Origin of the sequence: Lysinibacillus sphaericus OT4b.31 (genome assembly GCF_000392615.1) — a bacterium.
GTDB lineage: Bacteria > Bacillota > Bacilli > Bacillales_A > Planococcaceae > Lysinibacillus > Lysinibacillus sphaericus_B.
In genome coordinates this window covers 936,090-961,246 of record NZ_KB933398.1, presented here as the reverse complement: position 1 = coordinate 961,246, position 25,157 = coordinate 936,090, and the positions used below count along the sequence as shown (strand labels likewise).

The 25,157-nt window shown below is 36.0% G+C and carries 13 protein-coding genes; 6 read left to right on the top strand and 7 right to left on the bottom strand.

All coding sequences use genetic code 11. The annotated features are described in order from the left end of the window. Positions 1-84: 84 nt before the first annotated feature. The 7 genes from H131_RS04370 to H131_RS04345 all read right to left on the bottom strand — a co-directional run bounded on the left by H131_RS04370 (position 85) and on the right by H131_RS04345 (position 17,801). Positions 85-8,982, bottom strand: coding sequence for a non-ribosomal peptide synthetase (locus H131_RS04370; RefSeq protein ID WP_010857851.1), 8,898 nt, complete (start codon positions 8,980-8,982; stop codon positions 85-87). 11 nt (positions 8,983-8,993) lie between these two features. Further along, the gene (locus H131_RS04365) at positions 8,994-10,613 is read right to left on the bottom strand and encodes a (2,3-dihydroxybenzoyl)adenylate synthase (RefSeq protein WP_010857850.1); all 1,620 of its coding nucleotides are present in this window, start codon (positions 10,611-10,613) and stop codon (positions 8,994-8,996) included. Beyond that, a complete protein-coding gene (locus tag H131_RS04360) occupies positions 10,561-11,616 on the bottom strand; it encodes a methyltransferase (protein WP_010857849.1) in 1,056 nt (351 codons plus the stop codon). The genes H131_RS04365 and H131_RS04360 overlap by 53 nt, the downstream gene beginning before the upstream one ends. A 23-nt stretch (positions 11,617-11,639) precedes the next feature. Beyond that, complete coding sequence (locus H131_RS04355) at positions 11,640-12,722, bottom strand: saccharopine dehydrogenase NADP-binding domain-containing protein (protein WP_010857848.1); 1,083 nt, start codon at positions 12,720-12,722, stop codon at positions 11,640-11,642. Continuing rightward, the gene (locus H131_RS04350) at positions 12,715-17,067 is read right to left on the bottom strand and encodes a non-ribosomal peptide synthetase (RefSeq protein ID WP_010857847.1); all 4,353 of its coding nucleotides are present in this window, start codon (positions 17,065-17,067) and stop codon (positions 12,715-12,717) included. Before H131_RS04350 ends, H131_RS04355 begins: the two co-directional genes overlap by 8 nt. After that, complete coding sequence (locus tag H131_RS24220; RefSeq protein WP_155242370.1) at positions 17,042-17,212, bottom strand: hypothetical protein; 171 nt, start codon at positions 17,210-17,212, stop codon at positions 17,042-17,044. Before H131_RS24220 ends, H131_RS04350 begins: the two co-directional genes overlap by 26 nt. A 151-nt stretch (positions 17,213-17,363) precedes the next feature. After that, positions 17,364-17,801 carry a VOC family protein gene (locus H131_RS04345; RefSeq protein ID WP_010857845.1) on the bottom strand — a complete coding sequence of 146 codons (438 nt, stop codon included), beginning with the start codon at positions 17,799-17,801 and terminating at the stop codon, positions 17,364-17,366. Between the two features lie 294 nt (positions 17,802-18,095). Between H131_RS04345 and H131_RS04340 the strand changes: the two genes are divergently transcribed. From H131_RS04340 to H131_RS04315, 6 genes are all read left to right on the top strand, one after another. Continuing rightward, entirely contained in the window at positions 18,096-18,683 is a 588-nt protein-coding gene (locus tag H131_RS04340; RefSeq protein ID WP_010857844.1) for an MptD family putative ECF transporter S component, read from the top strand. Further along, positions 18,684-19,403: an energy-coupling factor transporter transmembrane component T gene (locus tag H131_RS04335; RefSeq protein WP_036129822.1), complete on the top strand. Its 720-nt coding sequence runs from the start codon at positions 18,684-18,686 to the stop codon at positions 19,401-19,403. It abuts the gene before it with no gap. Further along, positions 19,400-20,815, top strand: coding sequence for an ABC transporter ATP-binding protein (locus H131_RS04330; RefSeq protein ID WP_010857842.1), 1,416 nt, complete (start codon positions 19,400-19,402; stop codon positions 20,813-20,815). The genes H131_RS04335 and H131_RS04330 overlap by 4 nt, the downstream gene beginning before the upstream one ends. A gap of 13 nt (positions 20,816-20,828) precedes the next feature. After that, a complete protein-coding gene (locus tag H131_RS04325) occupies positions 20,829-22,622 on the top strand; it encodes an ABC transporter ATP-binding protein (RefSeq protein WP_010857841.1) in 1,794 nt (597 codons plus the stop codon). Further along, positions 22,615-24,366, top strand: coding sequence for an ABC transporter ATP-binding protein (locus H131_RS04320; RefSeq protein ID WP_010857840.1), 1,752 nt, complete (start codon positions 22,615-22,617; stop codon positions 24,364-24,366). The genes H131_RS04325 and H131_RS04320 overlap by 8 nt, the downstream gene beginning before the upstream one ends. Before the next feature lie 536 nt (positions 24,367-24,902). Further along, positions 24,903-25,100 (top strand): hypothetical protein, encoded by a 198-nt coding sequence (locus H131_RS04315; RefSeq protein WP_010857839.1) that lies wholly within the window; start codon positions 24,903-24,905, stop codon positions 25,098-25,100. Positions 25,101-25,157 lie beyond the last annotated feature (57 nt).

Genomic DNA, 25,157 nt, shown 5'->3' with positions numbered 1-25,157 from the left:
GGTGTGCCAAGTAGAACGATCATGCCCGCTACTCCCTTCATAACTACTTCTTTAAAACTGTTTGGCAAAGTACCCTTGTCTTTACTAAAGAGACCCTATGACTTGTGCCTCTTCTCCATCTCGGTCGTTATTCTTTTCTAAAATATTCTCAGACAGCTGCTCAATCGTAGGATGTAAAAATAATTTTTCCAATGATAAAACATAGCCCTGTTCATCAAGTTGATTAATCAAACGAATGGCTTTTAGTGAATCGCCACCTTGTTCAAAGAAATTATCTTTCACACTGCTATATTTCGTATCTAGTATTTCTTCCCAAACCTTAACAACAACCTGTTCCTCTAATGTAACTGCTCGTCTGCCTTGCTCCGCAACATCTGGTTGATAAAGCATTTTATATTGTGTTAGTTGCTTCCGGTCAACCTTACCGTTAGCCGTTATTGGGAAGGTTTCATGAACGAAATAATGATCTGGACACATATACTTAGGAATGGTATTCTTCACTTCTTGTGAAAAATGATTAAGTGCTAAAGATTTAATCTGTGTTGGTCCTTCCAATATCATGATGTGTTCGCCCAACCACTTCATGTTACTTCGGGGCCATTCCAATAGACATGTATAGCCTACTTCGTTCCATAAATTTTGCCACGCTTCCCGATTTAGTAATGGCAATTTCTCTAAACGTCTAAAATCTTTAAGTTGCTGATAACCGTCTTCAAAAAATGCCACAGTGATTAATAATAGTGCATTATTTTTTACATTCTCCGTTAATATGATCAGACCACCAGGCTTTAATAAACGTTTTAAATACGACATAGTGTCCTTTAAATGATGACTTCTATGCAGCGTATTCTCAGCAAGGAGGATATCGAAATCATGAAGCACGAAATCTTGATTATCTGGTGGCATATTGACATCAAAATGTTTGAACTTTATATGTTCTTGAGTTGTGGTTGCCTTTTTTCTATTTATAAAGTCTGTTGATTCATCACAATAAGTGTACTGTCCAAAGCTCTCGAATACCTTAGCAAAACTGTCAGTACCATGTCCGGTTCTTGTACCAAGTTCCATCACATTTAAAGCTCGATTTTGCTCGGACGATAATGTTTTTAATATATTCACGACTAATTCTTCTGTATATTGACTCCATAAATTATACTGACCTAATTGTTCAGGCGTTAAAAATCCCTGTGAATCTAGTAAATAGGCTTTCGCTAATTGCTCCCCTTTTAAGATTGCTAGTCGGGCACATTGAGAAGCAATCAGCTGCTCCTTCAGCTGATAGAAGGTTGTCTCTGTTTCACCGAGATTGAATTCGTTTAACTTAAGACTCATATAGTTCCAAGCGCCATCTTCGCTAAAATTAACAATATAACTAGCACCCTTTTTGTCTACAAAGCCATACTTTACAAGGTAGCCTAGCCAATGCTCCATCAAAGATTCGTAGACATTCACAACGGATTTCATGACATCCTCTTTCATGAATACTTGTCCTTGGGCTTTAAAAATTTGTAAAGCATACAAGTCTGAAAACATAATCCCGACACTCAGCCAGTCAATAGACTCTGAATAATCTATGAGCTCCTTTGTATTAAATGTTGGCACAGTATCCTCTAGCTCATTGTTAATTGTTTCGATGCTTTGGGTGAACTTCGTATTTGTTGTAATGGTTTGAATCAGATCACTATGGATATGTTCATGTAGCTTAAGATGGCCAATGAGCTTATTGTCTTGCATCGTTACAACAGCTTGTTGCACAATAGGGAATTGACATAAGTTAGCTTCTATATCTCCTAACTCTACTCTATGACCGTTTATTTTAATTTGTTGATCTTCACGACCTAAAAATTCAATAGTGCCATCTGGAAGATATCTAGCCAGGTCCCCTGTTTTGTATATACGTTTCCCTGTCACAGGATGGTTTATATAATGTGCTTTCGTTCTTTCAACGTCATGACAATACCCTGTTGATAAGCCTATACCCCCAATATATAAGTCCCCTTTTACCCAGATAGGGCTCTCTTCATAGCTTTTATTCAACACATACAATTGCTGATGTGACAGCGATTTACCATAAGGGATGCTCTTCCAATTGTCTTGCACTACATCTACCATAAAATAGTTAGACCAAATGGAGCATTCCGTTGCTCCACCTAAACTAATAACACTGACTCCTCTAAAAGTTTTTGTTATGTTTTCTGGTAAAGTTAATGGAATCCAATCACCGCTTAATAGTACCCATTTTAAATAATGGCCTTGATTGGTCATCGTATTAGCCGTTTTATGGTAATTCACTAACATTTCCATAAAGGTTGGCACCGTATTCCATATCGTAATGCGATGTTTATGCAATAACTCTATCCAATGTTCTGGATCTTTTAGCTTTTCAACTTCTGGTATGACTACCGCCCCGCCAGCGGACAGTAATCCAAATACATCATAAACAGCTAAGTCAAAAGTGAAATTCGATAAGGCAATACTTCGGTCTGAGGCAGTGACATGAAAACGTCGATTGATATCTTGAATCGTATTCACGACACTACGATGAGTGATTTCAACCCCTTTAGGTTTGCCTGTAGAGCCTGAAGTGAAAATAATATATGCTAAATGATCTGGCTTTACTTTTCTAAGTGGTAATGTTTGTTCTTCTCCCGTAACTATAAGCTCTTCAACCATATAAACGTTAATACCTAAATCACCATATCGACTAGACAAAGACTGCGTTGTGATCATACTGTTGATACGTGCTTGCTGCATGATTTGACGTAATCGTTCAATTGGTGTATCCACATCTACTGGCAAGTAAGCTGCACCTGCTCGCATAATGCCTAGTGCCGCAACAATCTGCTTCCAACCTTTCTCCATCAATACAAGGACAATTTGTGGTTGTGCTCGACTTACTGCATAAGCTATATTTTTTGATAGTACGTCCAATTCTTTATAGGAAACTGTAACAGTTGAATCGATAATGGCTGTATTCGTGCCATTTTCAAGACACTGTTTTTCTATCAGACTAACTAATGTTTCTTCTGAAGACGGTATTATAGCTGCTTGATGAATCGCCGCTCTTTGTTTTGCGTCCGGCAATACGATTAATGAAGATAATTGTTGCCACGCACTAATGCCCTGGCTTAGCTTATCTAATAGCTGAATATAAACATCAAACATTTCGTTAAGCATACCTTTAGGGAATAATTCTTCAATACCGTCCCATGAAAGTATGAGCTCACCATCTTGTTCGAAAACTTGATGATCTAACCAAACCTGAGGTGTTTGAGAAGCTCCATAAGCAATTTTTCCTAAATAACGAATATCTTCTAAATGATCTTTGTTTACACCGATGCCACTTGTAAAGACAATTGGCATGATCGTGTCATTAACATGATTTCTTTCTTTCCTCATCATTCTTTCTACTTCTACACCGCTAACAAGTGTGTGTTCTAGGTCTTGTAATAATTGTTTTTGTGTATCCCGACAACGCATAATAAAGTTGCTGTCATGTCGATGATCCATTTCAATCAATACCAACGATGTAAAGTCACCGACTAATTTATCTACGTCTTCATGTAAAGGTAGTCGATTAAAATGGGTTAAGTTTAGGGTAAAATGCTGATGTCTACTATATCGTCCTAAAACTTCTGCATAGGCTGTCATAATGACGCTTGATGGTGTCAAGTTAAGTTGATGTGCCATTTGCTTTATAACTTTCCATTTATCTTTCGTTAAAACAGCTTGATATCTAGTGAACTTTTGTTCTACGATTTCATTCGGTTGTTTTTCTAATGGTAACTCAGGTGCAGACGGTAACTTTAGAATACGTGTTGCCCAATAGTTCATGTCCTTTTCATACTGAAGGGACTTTTTCAAATCAGCGAGTGCAATCGCATAGTCTCTAAAGCTGATGTTAATTTTCGGTAGTTTCAACATCGGTGTATTGTATAATCGGTACCACTCATCAAACAATAGAAAAATGCTATTTCCATCAAAAACTGTATTATCGAAGCTAACGTGCAATCGTGTCTTCTGGTCTTGACTCAAGCTACCTTCAATTTCAAACAAAGGCCATTTGCTAACATTGAATTGACGATGTGACATGTTATTTCTTGTAGATAGTACACCTTTTTCAAAAGCTACTTTATCTTGATATCTGTAATCATTTATCCTAATTTGATAATCAGGTACTTCCTTTAGTATTTGCTGAGAAAGTCCATTATCTAGAACAACCACTCGCATAACGTCATGACGACGAATTAATTGATTCCATGCAGCATTAACTGCCTCCATGTCTAGTTCGTCACACTCAAGTTCAAAATAACAATGAGCTGACACATCACTTAAGTCATATACACCACTTCTTCCTAACCAATAGGACTGCTGGATGTCCGTTAATGGAAACGGCTCATAAAGATGGCTGGTATTGCTTTGGATGCTAGGTAAATGCGTTAGCTTACTTTCTTCTTTTTCTACAATTTTCAGCTTCGATATATAATTTACGAAATCACTAAACTTAGGATATTTAAAAATGGATTCCAATGAAGTGGGCAAATTTAGTTTTTTCTGTAATTGACTATTAAGTTGTGTGGCAATTAATGAATCACCGCCCAGTTGATAGAAATTATCTTCTAATGAAATCTGATGCTTATCTAATACCACTTTCCAAATGTTAGCTATTCCTTTCTCTACATCATTCATTGGACGTGTAGGCTCGGCCTGCTCATTCACACCTAGATCGACGCTTATTTTTAACAGTTTGCGATTCATTTTACCATTATTTGTAACGGGCATTTTCTGCACCATTGTTACATTTTTGGGTATCATATAGTCTGGTATATGCTCGCTTAAGTAGTCCTCTAGCTTCCTTTGATTTAATTGAATCTTCACAGGCGATGATTGCGCTATGAAAATATGATGCGCATAAAGTTGCGGATGATTAATGACTTTTACGTTCGAATAGCCCGCTTCGCTAAAAACTTTTATCCATTGTTCATCACATAATAACGGTTGGCAAACATCTTTTCTTACATCTTCAAATTGAGTAAAACCGCGTTCTTCAAATCCTGTCGTAATAAGTTGCAAACTATTATTCAACGTGTTTTCTGCAGAAATGATCAAACCATCCACATCTAATAGCTGTTCAATAAACCGCATTGCCTGTGGCAAATTCTTCATACTGTGTAATGCATTGTTGGCAATAATGATGTCATATTTTTGGCGTTGATACCCTTGTAAAATGGGGTCCACGTCGACATCTAAAATAGTAAATTTAATATTGTCAGAAATAATTTTTTCAAATTTGTTTTTAAAGTAAATAGAAGCATCCGTAATGGTATAGTGATAATCAACCTCTGCCAATTGATTGATTATTGCTTCTGTAAATGCACTACTCCTTGCCCCTAACTCCAAAATTCGCAACGGTCGTTTCCAATTCGTTTTAGCCAGGCTAATCATGTTTATTAATGTTGCTATTTCTTGAGTACTTTCCATAGCACCTGGTTCTTCACAGATTACTTCCATTGGTGTTAATGTATCTTCTGAAAATAATAATGCTGTTGGTGCCAATTGTCCTTGAACAATGGCTTGACCACTCTCAATAAAAGACGTGCTGAATTTCTTAATATTTGGGTAATTGATGACAGATGGCATCATGCAATCAGATAAATCACATATATTTTCATATAATAGATTGTCAGTTGTAGATACTAAATGGAATTTATGTAGAAACCTAAACCATTGATTGATAAGCTCTTCATATTTAGTATCGATATTTTGTTGTGCTACTATTTGTTTTAAATAATAAGTATCGCCTTTTTTCATAGGAAACCCTGTTTGTTGTAAGATGAACGTGATCCCATAACAGGTTAGCTGATCCATCTCTTTACTAAATGATTGCATTGCTTCCGTCTGATGAATGTCATTGGCACTAAATCTTTCGGAGACAGATTCTAACGCCTTTCGTACAAGCTTTGGAACATCTGATGAAGTTGAATGGATATCAAAAATATCACCATAACCTTCAGCAGTGATAAAAGCATGAAGGCTGTTACCATTATTTTGTCTAGCTGCCAAGACAACTGCATCTTTAATACTTTTGTTACTTTTCAAGCTTCTTTCTATCTCACCTAATTCAATACGATGTCCATTCACTTTGATTTGTTCATCTTGACGACCTAAAAACGCTAAAATACCGTTGTCTAAGTACTTGCCATAGTCTCCAGTGCGATACCATCTTTCGCCATCGATATTTATAAAATGCTTGTTTGTTTGCTGCTCATTCCCTTTATAGCCTGTTGCAATACTTTTGCCAGCAATCCATAATTCACCTGCTACTTGATTTGGGCAATCTTCGCCTCTTTCGTTGACAACTCGATATTGCTGGTTCGGTAATGGATATCCATACGGAATACTAGAAAGCTCACACGATTCATCAGTTGTTACTCTATAGTAATTGGACCATATCCCCCCTTCAGTAGCTCCACCCATCGCTATCAGTGTGACATTCGGCATTTTCACGTGCATGTGCTTTACTAAATCCGGTTTAATCCAATCACCTGATAGGTAAACGAGTCTAATTGATGAAATAATTTTCTCTTTATTTTCCAATTCTGTGCATAACATTTCAAACAAAATCGGCACAGAATTCCACAATGTTATATTAAATTTTTCAATGTAGGCACCCCACTTATCTGCACTCCGAACCTCATCTTCACTAAGTAAAATGACTTTACCGCCGACAGCAAGTAATCCAAACATATCATATACAGATAAATCAAATTCAGTCGCCGAAACGGCTAACACGCTATCTGAAGAATCAATTTGTTGTAATTGATTTACAGCATGAATTGTATTCCATGCAGCTTCATGGGTCATTTCTACACCTTTTGGCACACCAGTTGAGCCTGAAGTAAAAATGATGTATGCGGTGGATGATGCATCGTAGATGATTTCAGCGCTTTGACAACCTTTTTCTGCATCTGCAAAAGATAAAACCGAAATGCTACCGTTATCGTCCAATTGAGGTTGATCCGTTACAACAACACGTATATCCGCGGCTTGATAAATTTTGTTTCTACGAGACAACGGCTGCTTTAGACCAATTGGAACATATACCGCCCCAGCTGCTAAAATGCCTAAGATAGTAGCTATTTGATTGATGCCTCGTTCCATTACTATCCCAACCGTATCTCCTTTTTTAATACCGTTATTTTTTAAATAATTTGCGATAATGAGTGCCTTTTCTTTTAAAGCACCATAGGTTAATGACCTGTTAGTAGAAGGAGAAATTAATGCTATTACATCAGGAAATCGCTGCGCTTGTTCAAAAAATGGGGCATGCAGACAAGTCGGTTCAATTTCCATTTCCGTTAACACATTTTTTCTTACGTTTAGTTGCTCTAATATTGGAATTAGTAAAGGTGTTGACCAATCCTCAGCATTGGCTACGCGTTCTACCGTCTGTTTGAAGCTTGTAAACATCTCATCCAATACATGAGGTCTAAATACGTCATCTATACTATCCCAAATTAATAGTAAGCCACCACCTTGCTCAAACACTTGGAAATCCAACCAAACTTGAGGCGTTTGTGAAATCATATAGTGGATATCACCAAAAACTTCGACAAACTCTTCATTCAATAAAGGGGAACCGATATTGCATGAAAAAACGACTGGTGCAATTTGTTGTTCACTAACATGCTGCCGCACAAAATCTCTTTGCACATCAACACCCGAATAAGCGGTATATTGCATATCTGTATGAAATTGTGCTTGAATCGTTTGAACGTCCTGTAAAAATGACCTTTGCTCCTTTAAATCGACTTCTAATAACAGCAAAGTTGTAAAGTCAGCTACTACTTCTTCGATATTATATTTATCAGATAGTTGTCGATTGAATAACGGAATATTTATTAAAAAATGATTATTTTCACTCCACTTATTGAGAATTAAACTATAAATAGTTAACAAGGCCATAGCCGGTGTTACACCAGATTTAGCAGAAATACGCTGTAATTTCTTCCATAAATCAGCAGTTAAAAAGAAAGAACGCCGATGAAATTTAGAATTTATTTCTGACTTATTTGAAACAGGTAATAATGGCTTGGTCGGTAATGTCTCTAACCTTTTTGTCCAATAAGCCTTGGCCTTTTGTATTTCTTCTTTATTTTCTTCGTTTTTTTCTGACAAATATGTAGCAAAATTCCATTCAAGAGGCGCATTAGGCTGCATATTTCTATTATATAACGCCACTAAATCTCTTAATATAATTTGATAACTTTGAACATCTGCTACTAACAGATCGATATCGAAAAACAATCGGCCTTTATTTTCAGGTAATAACGTGATTTGTAATTCTGCTACTTGACCTTCTTCAATCTTTAGTAGTCTATGGGATGTTTGATTTCGCATCTCCTGTAAATGGTGTTTAATCTGATGCTCGTCCGCCATTTGGTAATCGTGAATAATTAACGGCCTTACCTGCGATTTTTTCAAGATACATTGTTGCCCATCCACTGTGAAAATTGATCTTAGCATAGGATGATGCTCTTGTAATTTCCTCCAAGAAGCATCTAGTTTAGCTGTATCTATCTGTTGAACATTAATCTCTAAGTACCCATGACAGCCTACATTACCAAGGTACTGACCATCATAACGCCCTACCCAATAAGCATGCTGAACTTCTGTTAATGAGAAAGGTTGATACATGTCCACATTATCTATTTCAACTTTACGATGTATAGTTTCTGCCGCTATTGATTTCTCTATAAATAATCGTTTCCAATCTTTTAAACAGGGATTTTTCACTATTTCCTCAAACGTCAGGCGGGATCCTAGTCTTTTACTTATGTTTATCAGCTTCATCATCTGAATGGACGATAATCCCATATTGAGCAAATTTTCATCTTCTGCCATTATTTCGCCATGATTCAACATATTACATACCGCTTCTTCAAATGCTTGCCATTGTAGATAGCTATCTTCTTGATGCATTTCCTTTCCTCCTACTCTATATAGTCTTCAACTAATTTTTTCTTGTTCGACTTCCCTACATTGATATAGGGTATGGCATCTACATAAACCAACTGATTAGGGAGTTTATAATGTGCAACACCGATTTCTATCAAAAATTTACATAGTTCAGTCAAGGCTAATTCATGACCTTTTTTCACAACAAATGCACATATTCGTTCACCTAGCTCTACATCTGGAACACCGACAACAGAAACATCCTTTATTTCATCATGTTCAAGAATATAGGTTTCAACTTCACTCGGTATTATATTTTCTCCAGCCCGATTAATCTGTTCCTTTACTCGCCCAAGTATTTGAATATTTCCTTCATTTGTTACGCGTGCTTTATCTCCCGTCTTGAAAAAGCCATCTTCTGTAAAGCTCTTTCTATTGATGTCAGGTGAATTATAGTAACCTAGAAACGTATAAGGACCTTTTTGGATAAGCTCACCAGGTTCACCTGGAAGTACCTCATTGCCATCCTCATCAACTATTTTGAATTGATCGCCCTGTGAAATTGGCCGACCTTGACATGAGATAATCGTCTCCATATCATCATTTGGCGAAGTAAAACACGTTATGCCTTCTCCAAGCCCATAACCTTGAATTAACTGACACTGAAATTGTGTCATCAATTGATGTGCTAATTGCCTCTCTAACTTGGCTGCCCCTAATAAAATATAGTCAATGGAAGATATATCTGCTTGTTCTTCCAAAGCTAATGACTCTACCCACAAATTTGCAATAACAGGTACGATAGACGTAAAAGTGACGCGCTCTTTTTCAATCCATTCAAGTACTTCATCAAATGTACTCGTTGAACTTAGTACAACTTTCCCTCCTTTACTTAAAGTCCCCATTACTCCAGGAGAACAAAGAGGATAATCATGAGCAATCGATAACACTGCAAGATACGTACTATCTTCAGTCACATGGCAATGGTCAGCTGCAGCTTTAGCATTGTACAAGTACGCAGTGTGAAGTTTGGGAATTACTTTCGGTATACCTGTAGTGCCGCCTGAAAGTAAAAATAGAGCTACATCCTTATAAGAGGACTGATGTTTCATGAAACGATCATTGTGAGTGCACGACTCAGATTCAATATCCTGTAAAGAAATAAAGTTATCATTGTGTTCATCTGTCAAAATTAGCTTAATACTCTGCTGTTCTTTGGCTACTTTTAAAGCCATTAATGTATAATCATAACCATGAAATGATGATGGAACGATCATTGCTACTGGCTCTGTTAATTTAGCTATATTGCTAATATCTTTTTCTCGATGTGTTGGCAATAGTAAAATTGGCCTCGCGCCCATAATAAATAAAGCAAAACATACCTTCACAAAATACATATTATTCGGTAATTGAACGAGTACATTGTCTCCTTTTTGAATACCCTTAACGCTTAATCCTTGGGCCAAAAAGTTGGCTGATCGATATAATGCCTCATAAGTTAATGATCCATTTTGATCTACTAGTGCTACTTTGCCTTTGTACTCATCTGCCCAATTTTTTAATGCATCCGCTAAAGAAAATGGTTCGAGATAGCCCGTATTTTCATAGTGCTCCACAAACTTCGTAATCATATCTTCTGTCTGTATGCTGTACATTTTTTCTAACCTCCAGTATGACAGTATCTGTATCTAGTAAATGCTTCCTGGCAATATATAAATTTTCTTGCTGGAGTAGTTCTTCAAATTCTCTTTCAGTCCTCTCCTTGCCATTACATAATGCCCAAATATGCATATCGCCTAAAAAAGCGGGAAGTGTTTGTTTGGTCACTTTTTCAGGTAATAATTTTTCAATAATAAACAATACGTTTTTATCCGTCATAACTTCCGCAATGTTCCTTAATATTGCCCGTACATGATCATCATCCCAGTCATGAAGAATCCTAGATAATATATAAGCATCCGATTTTTGTTCAATTGGTAAAAAGAAGTCTCCTTCCTCGAATCGACAACGACTTTCTAAATCATGCGTACGAATTGTTCGCTCAGCTTCTTCTCTTATATAGTCCTTGTCGAGGATGATTCCTTCAGCAAAACGAAAACCTGTTAAAAGTTGGACAATAACATCTCCCGCACCACCTCCTATATCCACTATTTGCTTGATCTCCTCTACATTTCTTGTTTGGAACAATATATCTAAATTCAGGTGCATACTCGATTGACGCATCATTTGATTAAACGTAGTTAGCCTATGGTCGCTGTCTACGTTACTGTCAAAGAAAGCTTCTCCCTCCATTAGTTCAATTGGCGATTTGTTCATTGACAGACCCTCATGAAAAAAACCCCACGCCTTCATGCATATTCTTCCATTAAACAAAATGATTGGCTCCATTGTTTCTTCGCTATTACCCGATAATTTCTTCCCTAAAGAAGTTAATTGATAGCAATCATCCTCTTTATGAACTAAATCCATTGCCATGAGAACCTTCATAAAACGTTCTAATAATGAAGCAGAGAGATGTAGTTCTTTTGCAAGTTGCTGATTCGTCATGCTTTGTGTGAATAATGTATTGAATATTCCTAATTCCACAGAGCTGTAAACGATATACGACTGTGAATAACCTTGTATCATGTTAATGATTTTTATTTTCTCTACATCCACACGAATTCTCCCCTGCCGATAGATCATCCACTAATGGAGATATATCCTGTTCTTAGTAGTTGATTAAATAATTCTTCCATATCCACGATTGATTGAGCAAAGTAGCATCCTTTTTCTTGTGTTAAGTCCATTTCTAGCATTTGCATGGCTACGCAAGCAGCCACGACACCAGAGCAATAATTCCAGTTAGCGTTACTTTGTAACCAACTCGTTCTTTTCTTGCTGTCTACACCCCATGTTACATAGATGATGAATCCTTGACTTTCATCTTGAGTAGTATAGGTTTCAATCAAACGATTAGCAGAAGCTCTCTTTTCCTCATGTGTCTTGAATTGCTGCATTGCCTTAATCATAATGAAATCAGTTAACATTTTCTGCGTAGCGAATGTATTATAAAAATAGGCATTTGTAATATCAAAAACTTCTAAACACCGCATAAATTCTTTGCTGATAATTGGTAAAGCGTATACTTGATTAAACGGTGACGGTAATATGATTTGGCTACCTATTCCTGATGTTAATTTCTTAATATCGCCGTTACAGTAATAGGCCATCCCATGTCCTTCATCCTTTTCCAAGCTAGATACAATGTCATATGCCCCTGCTTCAGAAAAATTACCTTTACCAGCAAAATAACAGCTTACATGATCAATGGATTCCTTGTTTTTTTGTAACAAAAAAGATAGAAACATTTCGGTCAAACCTGGGTAGACACCAGCGGAAATTGCTAGAGAGATGGAACTATCATGCTTCGCAAGAGCCTCTTCTATCGCCTCTTTCATCGTTTTATCGCCAGATACATCAATATAGTGTGTGTTCGTAAACATACAAGCCTTGGCGACTCGATCAAGGACAATGGAAGAAGGACCAACGGCATTAATAACTACATCACAGCTATCACAAAAGGAAATAATGTTAACTTCATCAAAGACATCGACAACTTTATATTGCATGGTTTCCGATTCTTCACCATACTTCCCAATTAGCTTGTCTATCTTTCTGCATCCTAGTAATAATTGATATTGATTGTTTTTTAATAGTGTTTCGACAACTCCTATACCTACTTGTCCTGTTGCACCAACAATTCCTATCGATTTTTTATTCATGGCGATTGATACTCCCCATTAGTTTATTAATTGGTTCTAGTAGCTTTTCAGCAACTTTGCATGCATTCTCGTCATCTTCTATACAGGTTATATGATTTCCTTCGATTGATGTTTCCTCAAAATCCCCAATACATAGTTCTTTCCAAAACTTCAACGTATCCTGTTTATTGGTAAAGATGAAGTCCATATCTTCTTTTGCCACTAAATAACGAATATCACCAAAGTAAGCCATTGGACGTATATTTGAACCTTTAAAACTTTGCAAATAAATGTTGTAGTATCCTTCCAACATTTCATCCGCAATGATCTGACCCGTTTTTTGTTCAATTACTGCTTTATAATCTTTAAATCGTTGCTTTCTACTTAATTGCGATAGTTTCTTTAAGAATCGATAGATTGTTTCGTATTTTGGTTCATTTTTTAATTCCTCAAGATTTGATGCACTTAAACTCTCATTGTTTTGATAAAAAACATACATAATCGCATCCATTAATTCATTATTTGAAGCGCCTTCGTATACATCTTCAACCGTAATATAGAAATTAGTAATAAAAATTAATTCTAATGGAATGGAATCTTCAATTTCATACAAGACGGGAGCACTATCAATTAATGTAAAATCTATGATTTCAACTCCTCTTTCCATTAATCTTCTGGCTATTTCAAGAGCTATAAGCCCACCCATACAATAACCAATCAATTGAACTTGACTTGGTTCCCTATCCATTATTTGCAAGACGTAATCATCCGCTAAACAGTCAATTAATACGGAAGAATCAATAGCTAAATATTTATTAATGTCTTGAACGGAGATACTGACAACTGTACCAACACCTTGTTTCGCTAAATGTTTATTCAAATATTGAAAGGCATTCATCGTCCCTAATCCTGCATGTACGACAATACGTAGAGGATCCCCATACGAAAATGATTCTTCTTTTAATAAGCCTATCGATTGGGAAGAGTTTAGTTCGCCAATTTGCTCTGAACCGTTTGTTTCTCTAGCTGCACTTTGATTTAATTTCTGTGCAATCGATTCAATAATGGGCTCATTTAATAGTTGTCGAAGAATGAAATCAAAAGTTATATCTTGATATTGATTATCATTCTCAATGGTTTTTTTTATTTTTCCTGCTAATTGCGATAATGTTAAGGAATCTGCGCCATAATCGTATAGATTTTTACTTACTTGAATATGTTCTACATTCAGCACTTCTGTTGCAAAATGAATGAGTGTTTGTTGTAATTGATTTTCCATCCCTGTCTGCTTAACGCCTATTTCATCATCTTTTGTACATTCTGCAACCAACTGTTGTACATGATTTTTTATAAACTGACGGTCTAATTTATCATTAGCATTCAGTTTCAGCTCTGCTACAATAAATATTTTTACTGGCACCATATATTGAGGTAATAAATTGGCAAGATAGTCTATTAAATCGTTACTATGGATAATGCTTTGGCTATCGTGGTTCACTAATTTAACTACTGCATAAAGATGTGTATCATCAAGTACGACAACACATGAAGTATCAATTCGTTCATATTTGTTTAATAATGATTCGATTTCTCCTAAATTTACGAGATTCCCTCTTAACTTCACTTGATTATCGAGACGCCCTATAAATTCGATTTCGCCATTATCCATATACCTTACAAAGTCGCCCGTTTTATATATTCTCTCTTGTTTAATATTTGTAATAAATCGCTCTTTCGTTAGTTGAGGATTGTTATAGTATCCTAGCGCAAGACTTTCACCACCAATATATAATTCTCCACGAACCCAATTCGGACAATCTTCATCTTTTTCATCCAAAACATAAAAGCGTTGGTTTGCTAAAGGATATCCATATGGAATTGTCTCTCTAACAAAGTCTTCTTCACAGCATAGGTGATAGTTTGACCAAATACCTGCCTCTGTGGCACCACCTAAGGCAACAATCGAACTTTCTGGGAAAACCGTTGAACAATGTTTCACCATTTTAGGCGGTATCCAATCTCCAGATAATAAAATCGTTTTCATCGTTTTAATATTTATTTGTTCTATTTCGTCCACGCTACTTAGCAGCATTTTCATAAGTGCTGGCACCGTATTCCACAGTGTTATGTTCTTCGTTCTAATACATTCTAACCAGTAACTAGCATCATATAGGTGTTCTTGTTCAGGATAAACAATCGTCCCACCAACACTTAACAAACCAAAGATGTCATAGACAGAGAGGTCAAAATGAAGTTTTGATAATGCCAGGACTCGATCGTTACTCGTCATACAAAATCGTCTGTTGATATCTTGAATCGTATTCATTGCTCCAGCATGGGACATGGCTACACCTTTTGGTTCTCCCGTTGAACCCGACGTAAAAATAATGTATGCCAGCGTATCGGGATCACCTTTATAAACGTCGTATGCTGATGTTGTTTTTACTTCTTCTAATTGACTACATATAATTAATCGCCAATCTAAGCAGTCATACATGGAATTACGCTCGTCAATTAGAATAGCAGTCACTTGACTTTGGTCGATTATTTTTTTTATTCGACTAATCGGCTGTGCTTTGTCAATTGGCACATAAACCGCTCCCAATGATAATATCGCTAACACACTCGTAACCTGGTATACTGGTTTGTCGGAAATGATCGCTACCTTATCGCCTTCTTTTACCTGATGCTTCTGAAGTAAGGTCCCTAATTTAAATACCATGACACGCAAATCTTGATATGAATGATGATGGTTCCCCTCTATCATTGCTATTTTATTCGGTTGCTTCCATGCTTGATCAAAAAATCCTTGGTGTAACAAACGTTTTCGTTCGTTAGTATTTTTAGTGAAATTCACACTCTCTCTTTGTTTTATTTGTTGTTTTGGCAGTGTAACTAATGCCGTTGATTCCCACGCTTTATCATCATGCACCAACCTTTTTAAGGCTGTTTCAAATGACAAAAACATATCTTGTATTAAATTGGCAGGAAAAACGCCTTTTCTTACATCCCAGTTCACTCGCAAGCCATTATCATCATCCATGACTTGGCAATCGATAAATACTTGTGGTGTTTGACTAATACCATATTCATTCATTTTTCCTATTAAACCATGTGAATCAATTAGGTTAATGGCACTCGTGAACACAAATGGCATAAAAGCATGCGTTTGGCCTTTTTGTCTTGTAATTTCCCTCAACACCTCTACTCCCGAAAAACTGCTATGATCTAAATCACGAAACATTTGTTGTTGAATCGTATTCACATTGTTAATAAAGGGTGCTTGTGCATTTCTAAAGTCAGCTTCTGTTAAATTAATGGATGTAAAATCACCAACTATATGGTTAACATCGGGATGAACAGGTAATCTATTCAAAAGTATAAGATTGATGATAAAGTGCTTATTTACGCTCCATTTAGCTAGACATTGACTATATAAGGTGAATAAAACACTTGTAGCGGTTATACCTTTATTGGCGATAGCAAGTTTTAATTTATCCCAATCGTTTTTTTCTAATTGGATAAAATATCGTTCAAAGGATTTTTCATCTTGTGATAATGGCAATTTAGGTAGTGTGGGTGAAGTCGGGAGATCCAATACTCTGTGATACCAATAAGCTTTATCTTCTTTATATTTCTCTTGATAACTCCTTTCTTCTTCCAACTTTACATACTCTTTAAAGGTAAAATCATTGTTCGGTAATGTTGCATTTTCATTAAAATACAGTACTTCGAACTCTTTTATTAGTATCCAAATACTTGCCCAATCAACTATTAAAAAATCAAAAGAAATATGCATTGTTGTCCCATGCATTCTTTTACTCAATGCAATATCAAACAACGGCCAACAATCCGGTGAATATCTTTTACTTCCCAACTGTTGTCTAATGGCATCAAGGCGATTCCAGTCATCGACACCATTAGTTGTCAAGTCTTCATAATATATTTCCAATTTCGGCATTTGTTCCAATTCACCTTGGTATCCATTATGATTAATTGTTGTTCTTAACATCTCATGTCGATCTATTAATGACATCCACACATGTTCAACTTTTTCTTTATCTAGATGGAGGTATTCGAGCTCCATATAAATATGACTAGATACTCCTCCGTATTCGAAACTATCCATACTTCCTAATAAATAAGCAGATTGAATAGGAGTTAAAGGGAATGTATTGTCTTGTCCCTCCTGTTCTAATACATCCATTAGCTCATCTTTATACGTTTTAAGAAATGTCATGATTTCTTCAGATATTTGATGCTTCCCAGCCTTAAAATTCAATTTACCATCGCTAGTCCATAGTTCTATTCCTTGTGCTTTTAATTTGTATATTTCATTTTTAAAGTGCTTCAAAGTTTTGTTCAATACGATCCTCACCTTTTTCTTGTAATATGTATTCTTTGCGCATCAAATTTGCTCCATGCAGTAAATTAGCGTCGATTTTGTCTGATAAACCCTCAATTGTGATGCCGTCTATTTGAAATTTATTAGACTCATTGATAGCTAACATTGCCTTATTTATCAAAATGGTATTCAGTATACCCTTCGTTTCTTTTGTGCAGCTAACGGACACCGAGTGGATGTATTTAGATCCGTTTGAATGCTCAATATGCTTTGGCCTTTGGGGTGTACTATAAGCGGAAACAACAAAAGGCAATTCACTAGGTGATAGAGAGAAAAAAACCGTATGTTACAACCTCTCCTGACGGCTTCTTCCTGCGACCATTCAGTACTTTAGAAGTGCCTATTCCTAAATTATTTATTTTCCTTTTTACTAAATTTAAATTTTCTTGCTTTGCAATGTCTTCCTCATAACCTTCTAAAGCAAAATCAATTAAGCCTTCACGTTGAACCATCCATTTCTGCCAGCGTTCTCGCATCGATTTTCCATAAATGATTCCTAATGGAAAACTTATAGCTGACATAAACCGTTTCATTTCAAATAATTCGAGAAAGGGACCCTGTTCAAACCATATAAACGCATTAAGAGAATTTTTTGGATTCCTTCCCCACTCAACATGAAATCCCGCTTTTTCAAAATCGCTAACAGCCTTTTTAATATTGTTTACTCTACATTGGATATGACTGATTTTTAACAAGTAAATTCCAACCTTCTAAGATATTTTAGAATCCTTTTAAAAATGTTGTTGAGATAATCTTTTGATTGATAATGATTATCATTATCATGTACTTTATTAAATTCTAAAATATTCTAAAATTAAATACAATAGTCATTACTAGTTATTTTTAAAAATTTTATTTTGTCACAAATAACAATTGACAATGATTATCATTATCAATATACTCGACATGAGTATAACCCTAATTATTCCAAAAAAAAAAGAAAATAACCTGTTAAAGTTTATTTCTTCATTTCGAAAGGAGCTATTATTATGGCAAAAAAACGAGCATTACGTACAGAAGATTTTATGACAGTGGGAATTTATACGAGTATTTACTTCACCGTTCTATTTGCTATCTCATTGTTAGGTTACATGCCTATTTTTAATGCAATCTTACCTATTCTGATTGGCGTTTTTGGTGGAGTTCCATTTATTTTGTTTTTGGTAAAATCCGAAAGGTTCGGCATGATTACCTTGAGTGGTATAATATGTGGCTTGATTATGACGTTAATGGGTGGAAGTGGCTTTTATCCTCTTCTTGCTGGGCTGATCTGTGGCTTGATTGCAGACGTTCTTTATATAAATCTTAAATCAAGTTCATTCTCTATGTCTCTATCATATGCTGTGTTTAGTTTATGGACAATTGGCATGTACCTTCCTATTTACATCCATAGAACATCTTATTTTTCTAATATTACTGCTTTATACGGGGCTGATTATGCCCATGCATTAAATAGTTATATTCCTGATTGGACACTTTTTCTATTCATTTTCATGACATTTGTTGCAAGTCTTATAGGAGGTATGATTGGAAATAGACTGTTATCAAAGCATTTTGTGAAATCGGGGATTGTATAAATGAAACTAAGCAAGTCTCAAAAGATACAGATAGACCCAAGAACCAAACTATTGCTGACACTTACTATAAATATCATCACAGTGAGTGTTCCTCAAAGCGGTTGGTTCCTATACATACTGCCCATTCTATGGTTTATTCCATTCATTTTATTGTTCATTTATCAAAAATACAAGATAGCATCTTATTATTTGATGTTGTTGTTGTTTCTTTCTATCTTTCAGTTTACTGTTGCTCCTTATTTACACGGTTTTATTTTCTATCTATCACTAGGAATAATCTCCATTTCCCTACGATTACTTCCTGGTATCATGATGGGCTATTTTCTTGTGTCCACTACATCTATAAGCAAACTCATTGCAGCGATGGAAAAATTACATTTTCCAAAAGGTCTCATTATTTCACTCTCTGTCATGTTTCGCTTTTTCCCTACACTTAGCTATGAATATTTATATATTCAGCAGGCAATGGCATTCCGTGGGCTCACTGGATTCTCTATGCTGTTACATCCTTTCAAGGCAATGGAATATCGCCTTATTCCGCTCATTGTATCAGCCTCAACGATTGGCAATGAGTTAACGATGACATCATTAACACGTGGTTTATCGGCTCCAGTAATTAGAACAAATGTATGTCAGCTTCGTTTTTACCCGCAGGATTTTTTGTTGATCTTCATAAGTATTTTGGTATGGTTAGTATTTATTTGGGAGGTACTTTTATGATTCAACTCGAAAATGTTTCATTTCTATATAACAATCAAACAAAAATGTCCTTACAAAATATTAATTTAACTATTTCACAGGGTGAGGTAGTCGTCCTATGTGGTAAGTCTGGTTGCGGAAAAACAACGATTACAAGATTATTGAATGGACTTATTCCCCACTATATTGAGGGACAACTGGAAGGTTCAGTTAGGTTGGATAATCAGGACATTCAATCTTTGGAGATACACGAAATTTCGCGGCTTACTGGTTCAGTCTTTCAAAATCCTAAAACTCAATTTTATAACATTGATACAGATAGTGAGCTTGTTTTTACAGTGGAAAACTTGGGGTTGCCTGCAGTGGAAATACTAAATAGAAAAGCTTCTATCGTAAAACAGCTTAGGTTACACCCTCTTTTAAAACGGAATTTGTTTCATCTTTCAGGTGGTGAAAAACAAAGGATCGCATGTGCCTCTGTTGCCATTCATGATCCGCCCATTATAATCCTTGATGAACCATCTGCTAATTTGGACCAGGAAGCAACAGCACAACTAGCAGAGATGATTGCTCTTTGGAAAAGTCAGGGTAAAACCATTATTATTTCAGAACATCGGCTTCATTACTTACAAACGCTTGCTGATCGGTTTGTTGTGTTGGAGCAGGGGAAAGTCAGTCATATTTTTACACAAAAAGAGATGCTCAACATCCCTAATGAGGCACTTTATCAGTTAGGCCTTCGAGCGATTCACCTAGAGGAATTAATACCTATGCAAACTTTTCTTGTGGATCAGGGTTCACGTTTTCAAGCTGATACACTCACTTATGTAAAGCATGATTTTCAACTTAGAATAGACGGGTTTGACCTCCCCTCTCCAGCAATAATCGCAATCACTGGCCACAACGGTGCAGGTAAATCAACGTTTGCTAAATCCTTGACAGGTCTCAACAAAAAATCTTCACCTACGTTTCACATAAACAATGTGACGTTTAAGAAAAAGCAGTGCCTTAAAGCAAGTAGTATTGTGATGCAGGATGTACACCATCAATTATTTACAGAAAGCGTTTTATCAGAAATTCTTCTTTCCATGCCAGAACCTAATGAAAACGAAGCACTTAAGCTGCTTTCTCTATTGGATGCCATTCAATTTAAAGATGCGCATCCTATGTCGTTATCTGGTGGTGAAAAGCAACGTGTAGCCATACTTTCAGCTATTGCCGCAGATAAACAACTGATTATTATGGATGAACCGACAAGCGGACTTGACTATCATCATATGAAGCAATTTGCTTACTGCATGAATGTTCTACGCCAGCAAAACAAGCAAGTGTTCATTATTACCCATGATCCTGAGATGATATCGCTTTGTTGTGATGGAACTATTGAATTAGCGCAAGGTACTATAAAAAAATTAACAATATTTAACGAATAAAGGATGTGAAACCTTGGAACATATCGAAAAAAAAGAACATTGGATCAAGTCAATCATTCACTTTGCAGGGAGCTCTAAAGTGCCCCTTACCTTATCCGTGCTGTTAGCCATTATTAGTGTGATTGGTGGCATGGTTCCCTATGTAGCTATATATCAAATAATCACTAATTTAGTTGATGGTACACAGAATATGCAAGACATTATTTTTTGGATTGCGATTGCCATGATTGGTTACTTAGCTCAAACATTATTTCATTCAATATCCAGTTATTTCTCACATCGAGCTGCTTATAATATCCTTGAGGTAATACGTCTGCAGCTAGCTGAAAGATTAATACGCGCACCACTCGGTCATATTCTTAACCAACCAGTTGGAAAGATTAAAAATGTCATCATTGATCGGGTTGAAACATTGGAGTTGCCACTAGCTCATATTATCCCTGAAGGTATTTCAAACCTATTATTGCCAATTGGTGTCTTCATCTATATGCTTACAATTGACTATCGTCTAGCCCTTGCCTCACTTGTGACAGTTCCGATTGCATTTATCGTTTATGCCTTCATGATGAGGAATTTCAACACGCAATATCAACAATATATGGATGCAAGCAATCATGTGAATAGTGTCATTGTGGAATACGTTGAAGGAATTGAGGTAATAAAAACATTTAATCAAACAAATACTTCTTACGAAAAATTCTCCAATTCCATTACAGATTTTAAAAATTATACAATGAAATGGTTCCGTAGCACATGGCCATGGATGACATTAGGTAATGCTATTTTACCATCCACCCTTGTTGGTACACTCCCAATCGGTTTATGGCTTTATCAGCGCGATGCCATTGATCCACCACAATTAATCATTTGTCTTATTTTATCCATGGGGCTTATTTATCCGCTTATGAAGTTTACTGTTTTCATCAATGATTTCAAAGCCATTGAATATGCGATTGATGATACAAAAGCCTATTTAAACCTTGAATCACTTCCTATTGTAGAAGAAACAGCAACATTAATAAATTATGATATTGCACTGAATGCTATTTCATTTAGTTATGATAATCAGCATCATGTAATTCAAAATCTCTCCTTAACTATTCCTGAAAAAAGTTACACAGCACTTGTTGGCCCTTCAGGAAGTGGTAAATCGACCATTGCCAAACTACTTGCACGTTTCTGGGATGTCACAGATGGGACTATTACCATTGGCGGGACAAATATCAAAGAAATTCATCCAAATGACCTATCTAAACACATTAGCTTTGTTGCTCAGGATAACTTTTTATTTAAAACAAGCCTTTTAGAAAATATTCGAATGGGTAATCCACAGGCTAGTGATGAAGAAGTGTTTAGAGCAGCACGATTAGCAAGATGTGATACTTTTATTTCTCGATTAGACAATGGCTATGATTCTGATTCTGGTGAAGCTGGCAACAAGCTGTCTGGTGGTGAAAAACAGCGTATTGCTATAGCCCGTGCCATCTTAAAAGACGCACCTATCATTATTCTTGACGAGGCGACAGCCTTTACTGATCCTGAAAATGAAGCAGAAATTCAAAAAGCCTTTAACGAGCTTGCAAAAGATAAAACACTGATCGTTATTGCCCACAGATTATCAACGATTAGGCAGGCAGATCAAATTGTCGTATTAAAAGACGGAAGTATCCACCAAGTTGGGACCCACGATGACTTGCTCAAAGGTAATGAACTTTATCTAAAATTATGGAAGGCACATATTAGTTCAAAGGAACATGGGCTCCTATCTGAAGCTAATCTTTCTCAGGAGGTCTCGTCAAATGATTAAAATAATGAAGAGAATTATCGATTGGATTGGTCCTTACAAAAAACGATTGTATCTGGGGTTTGTTTTCTCATTTTTTCAGTCTGTATGTATTGCCCTTCCAATCGTTATCACCGCTAATGGTTTGCAATTGATGCTTGATGACTATCATGGAAAAAAAACATTGGACATACACACTATTTGGTTTCTATTACTTCTTTTGATTCTAACAGTTATTGGCCGATTCATCTTTGCCTACTTAAAAGCTCTCTACCAAGAAAGTATTGGCTATGAAATTTCAGCAGACCACCGCATTAAAATGGGCAATACATTGAAGAGAGTTTCTCTTGGATTTTTTCATAAACATCGGGTAGGTGACATTAATAGTGCCGTCACAACAGATCTATCATTTTTTGAAATGATGGGCATTAAAATGATTGATGTTGTTATCAATGGATATATATTGACATTCACTATGATTCTTTTCTTATTATTCTATCAGCCACGAATGGCCTTAGTTGCTATTTGCGGTGTTATCGTCTCTTTCATCTTCCTAAGACTACTTCAACGTCATAGTAGAAATAATGCTAGTTCCCATCAAAAGAGTCAACACCAGCTTGTCAGCTCTACATTAGAGTATTTACGTGGTATGTCAGTGATTAAAAACTTTAATCAAGAAGGAATTGCATCTCGTAACTTACAAGAAGCCTTTCACAACAGCAAACAAATCAATATCATGATTCAAAAAGGATTTGGTGCTTTCAATGTCGGACATCGACTAGCCCTAAAACTTGCGTCCGTTTTTCTTGTATTGATTGCAGCTTACATGGTAATGAATGGCGAAATGGGGCTTGCAGATATGCTACTGATTACTCTTTTTTCATTCGTGATGTTTGATAGTCTTGAACCTATCAGCGATGCCACACATGTCCTTGAAACTATAAACAATACACTTGATAAATTGGAATCACTTGAAAACACGACATTTATTGATGAACAAGGAACAGATACGACTCTTACACAATATAGTATTCAGTTCGATCAAGTTTCCTTTTCTTACGACAAAAGACCTATCATTCAGGATGTATCCTTTACGATTAAAGAAGGAACAACGACAGCGATTGTCGGACCATCAGGTTCAGGTAAAACAACCTTGTGCAATTTGATAGCTCGTTTTTATGATGTCAATAATGGGGCTATATCTATTGATAATATTAACATTAAAACTATGCAGCTAAACAATTTATTATCATCCATTAGTATGGTATTCCAAAAGGTCTATTTGTTCAACGATACCATTTACCATAATATTCTTTTTGGAAATCCATATGCTTCGCAAGATGAAATCATTGAAGCAGCGAAAAAAGCACAATGTCATGACTTTATTATGTCACTTGAAAAAGGCTATGATACGGTTCTCAATGATGGTGGTTCTTCATTATCAGGTGGTGAGAAGCAGCGAATCTCAATTGCACGCGCCATATTAAAAAATGCGCCGATTATTATACTAGATGAAGCGACAGCAAGTCTCGATCCTGAAAATGAAACACTCATCCAAGCTGCACTGGACGAATTAATCCAAGGAAAAACAACCATCATCATCGCTCACCGTTTAGCAACAATAGAAAACGCCGATCAAATTATCGTCTTAGAAGATGGTAAAATCGTCCAAAAAGGGTCACATCACTCACTTATGAAAGAACAAGGTGTGTATCGTCATTTTATCAACATTCGACAAGGCGCCGAAAATTGGAAGCTAACAACATAGATTTATATACGATAAATAGTAATCAATTTAAGCCTAATAACGTTAGTAGTACAAACCTCGATCAAGGTTTTGTGCTACTATTTTTTATTGAAGTGAGGAAAAGTTGAACTATAGAATTCCAGTAGAGTTATATCATTTTATAACTGCAAACAAGCATACCCCCGTCCTGATGTTAGAAGGGATAAAATAAAGTTGTCTTTTAGAAAGCTAAGTTTTATTCCATAATAGCGCCTGATTGTGGAATAAAACTTTTTGTTACTTAATGATGAACCAAGAAAACATTGTTGTACGGAGCTGTCGCTACGTTTTCACAGCTGAGACATCCGCTAGGGGTTGATCTTTGTACAATAGGCGTTTAGACACGCCTAAAAAATAGAGGTAGGTGTTTTCTAGTGAATTAAGTTAACATTGCAAATATGCATAGTGCGTTATGTACTTCTGAATTGTCAAAATCTTCACTCGAATTTGCATACTCCAAAATCCCTAACATATATTGAATTTCCAGAATATTCACTAAACAAAAGGGGGACATGAAAATGCAAGCACGACATTTTAGGCCACGGAATGTGATTGTTATTGCGATTATTGTTAGTTTATCCCTATCAACTGGTCATGCTATTTATACAAACTTCATAGAGGTGCATTCAACTGACACAAATACTGATAAAAAATCTGGCGTCATTGTAAGTAAAATCAGCACGCCTATGACTCTCAGTAATCAGATGAAAGCCTAGAATATGCTTCAAGATGAATATATCAGTGACCTTAACCCGAAAGTAAATAATTTAACA

Coding starts and splice junctions, on each gene's coding strand:
- H131_RS04335 (WP_036129822.1), top strand. CDS start 18,684: ATGAAACTAAGCAAGTCTCAAAAGATACAGATAGACCCAAGAACCAAA.
- H131_RS24220 (WP_155242370.1), bottom strand. CDS start 17,212: ATGTTAGCTATCAATGAGTCTAATAAATTTCAAATAGACGGCATCACA.
- H131_RS04355 (WP_010857848.1), bottom strand. CDS start 12,722: ATGAATAAAAAATCGATAGGAATTGTTGGTGCAACAGGACAAGTAGGT.
- H131_RS04320 (WP_010857840.1), top strand. CDS start 22,615: ATGATTAAAATAATGAAGAGAATTATCGATTGGATTGGTCCTTACAAA.
- H131_RS04315 (WP_010857839.1), top strand. CDS start 24,903: ATGCAAGCACGACATTTTAGGCCACGGAATGTGATTGTTATTGCGATT.
- H131_RS04330 (WP_010857842.1), top strand. CDS start 19,400: ATGATTCAACTCGAAAATGTTTCATTTCTATATAACAATCAAACAAAA.
- H131_RS04365 (WP_010857850.1), bottom strand. CDS start 10,613: ATGTACAGCATACAGACAGAAGATATGATTACGAAGTTTGTGGAGCAC.
- H131_RS04370 (WP_010857851.1), bottom strand. CDS start 8,982: ATGCATCAAGAAGATAGCTATCTACAATGGCAAGCATTTGAAGAAGCG.
- H131_RS04340 (WP_010857844.1), top strand. CDS start 18,096: ATGGCAAAAAAACGAGCATTACGTACAGAAGATTTTATGACAGTGGGA.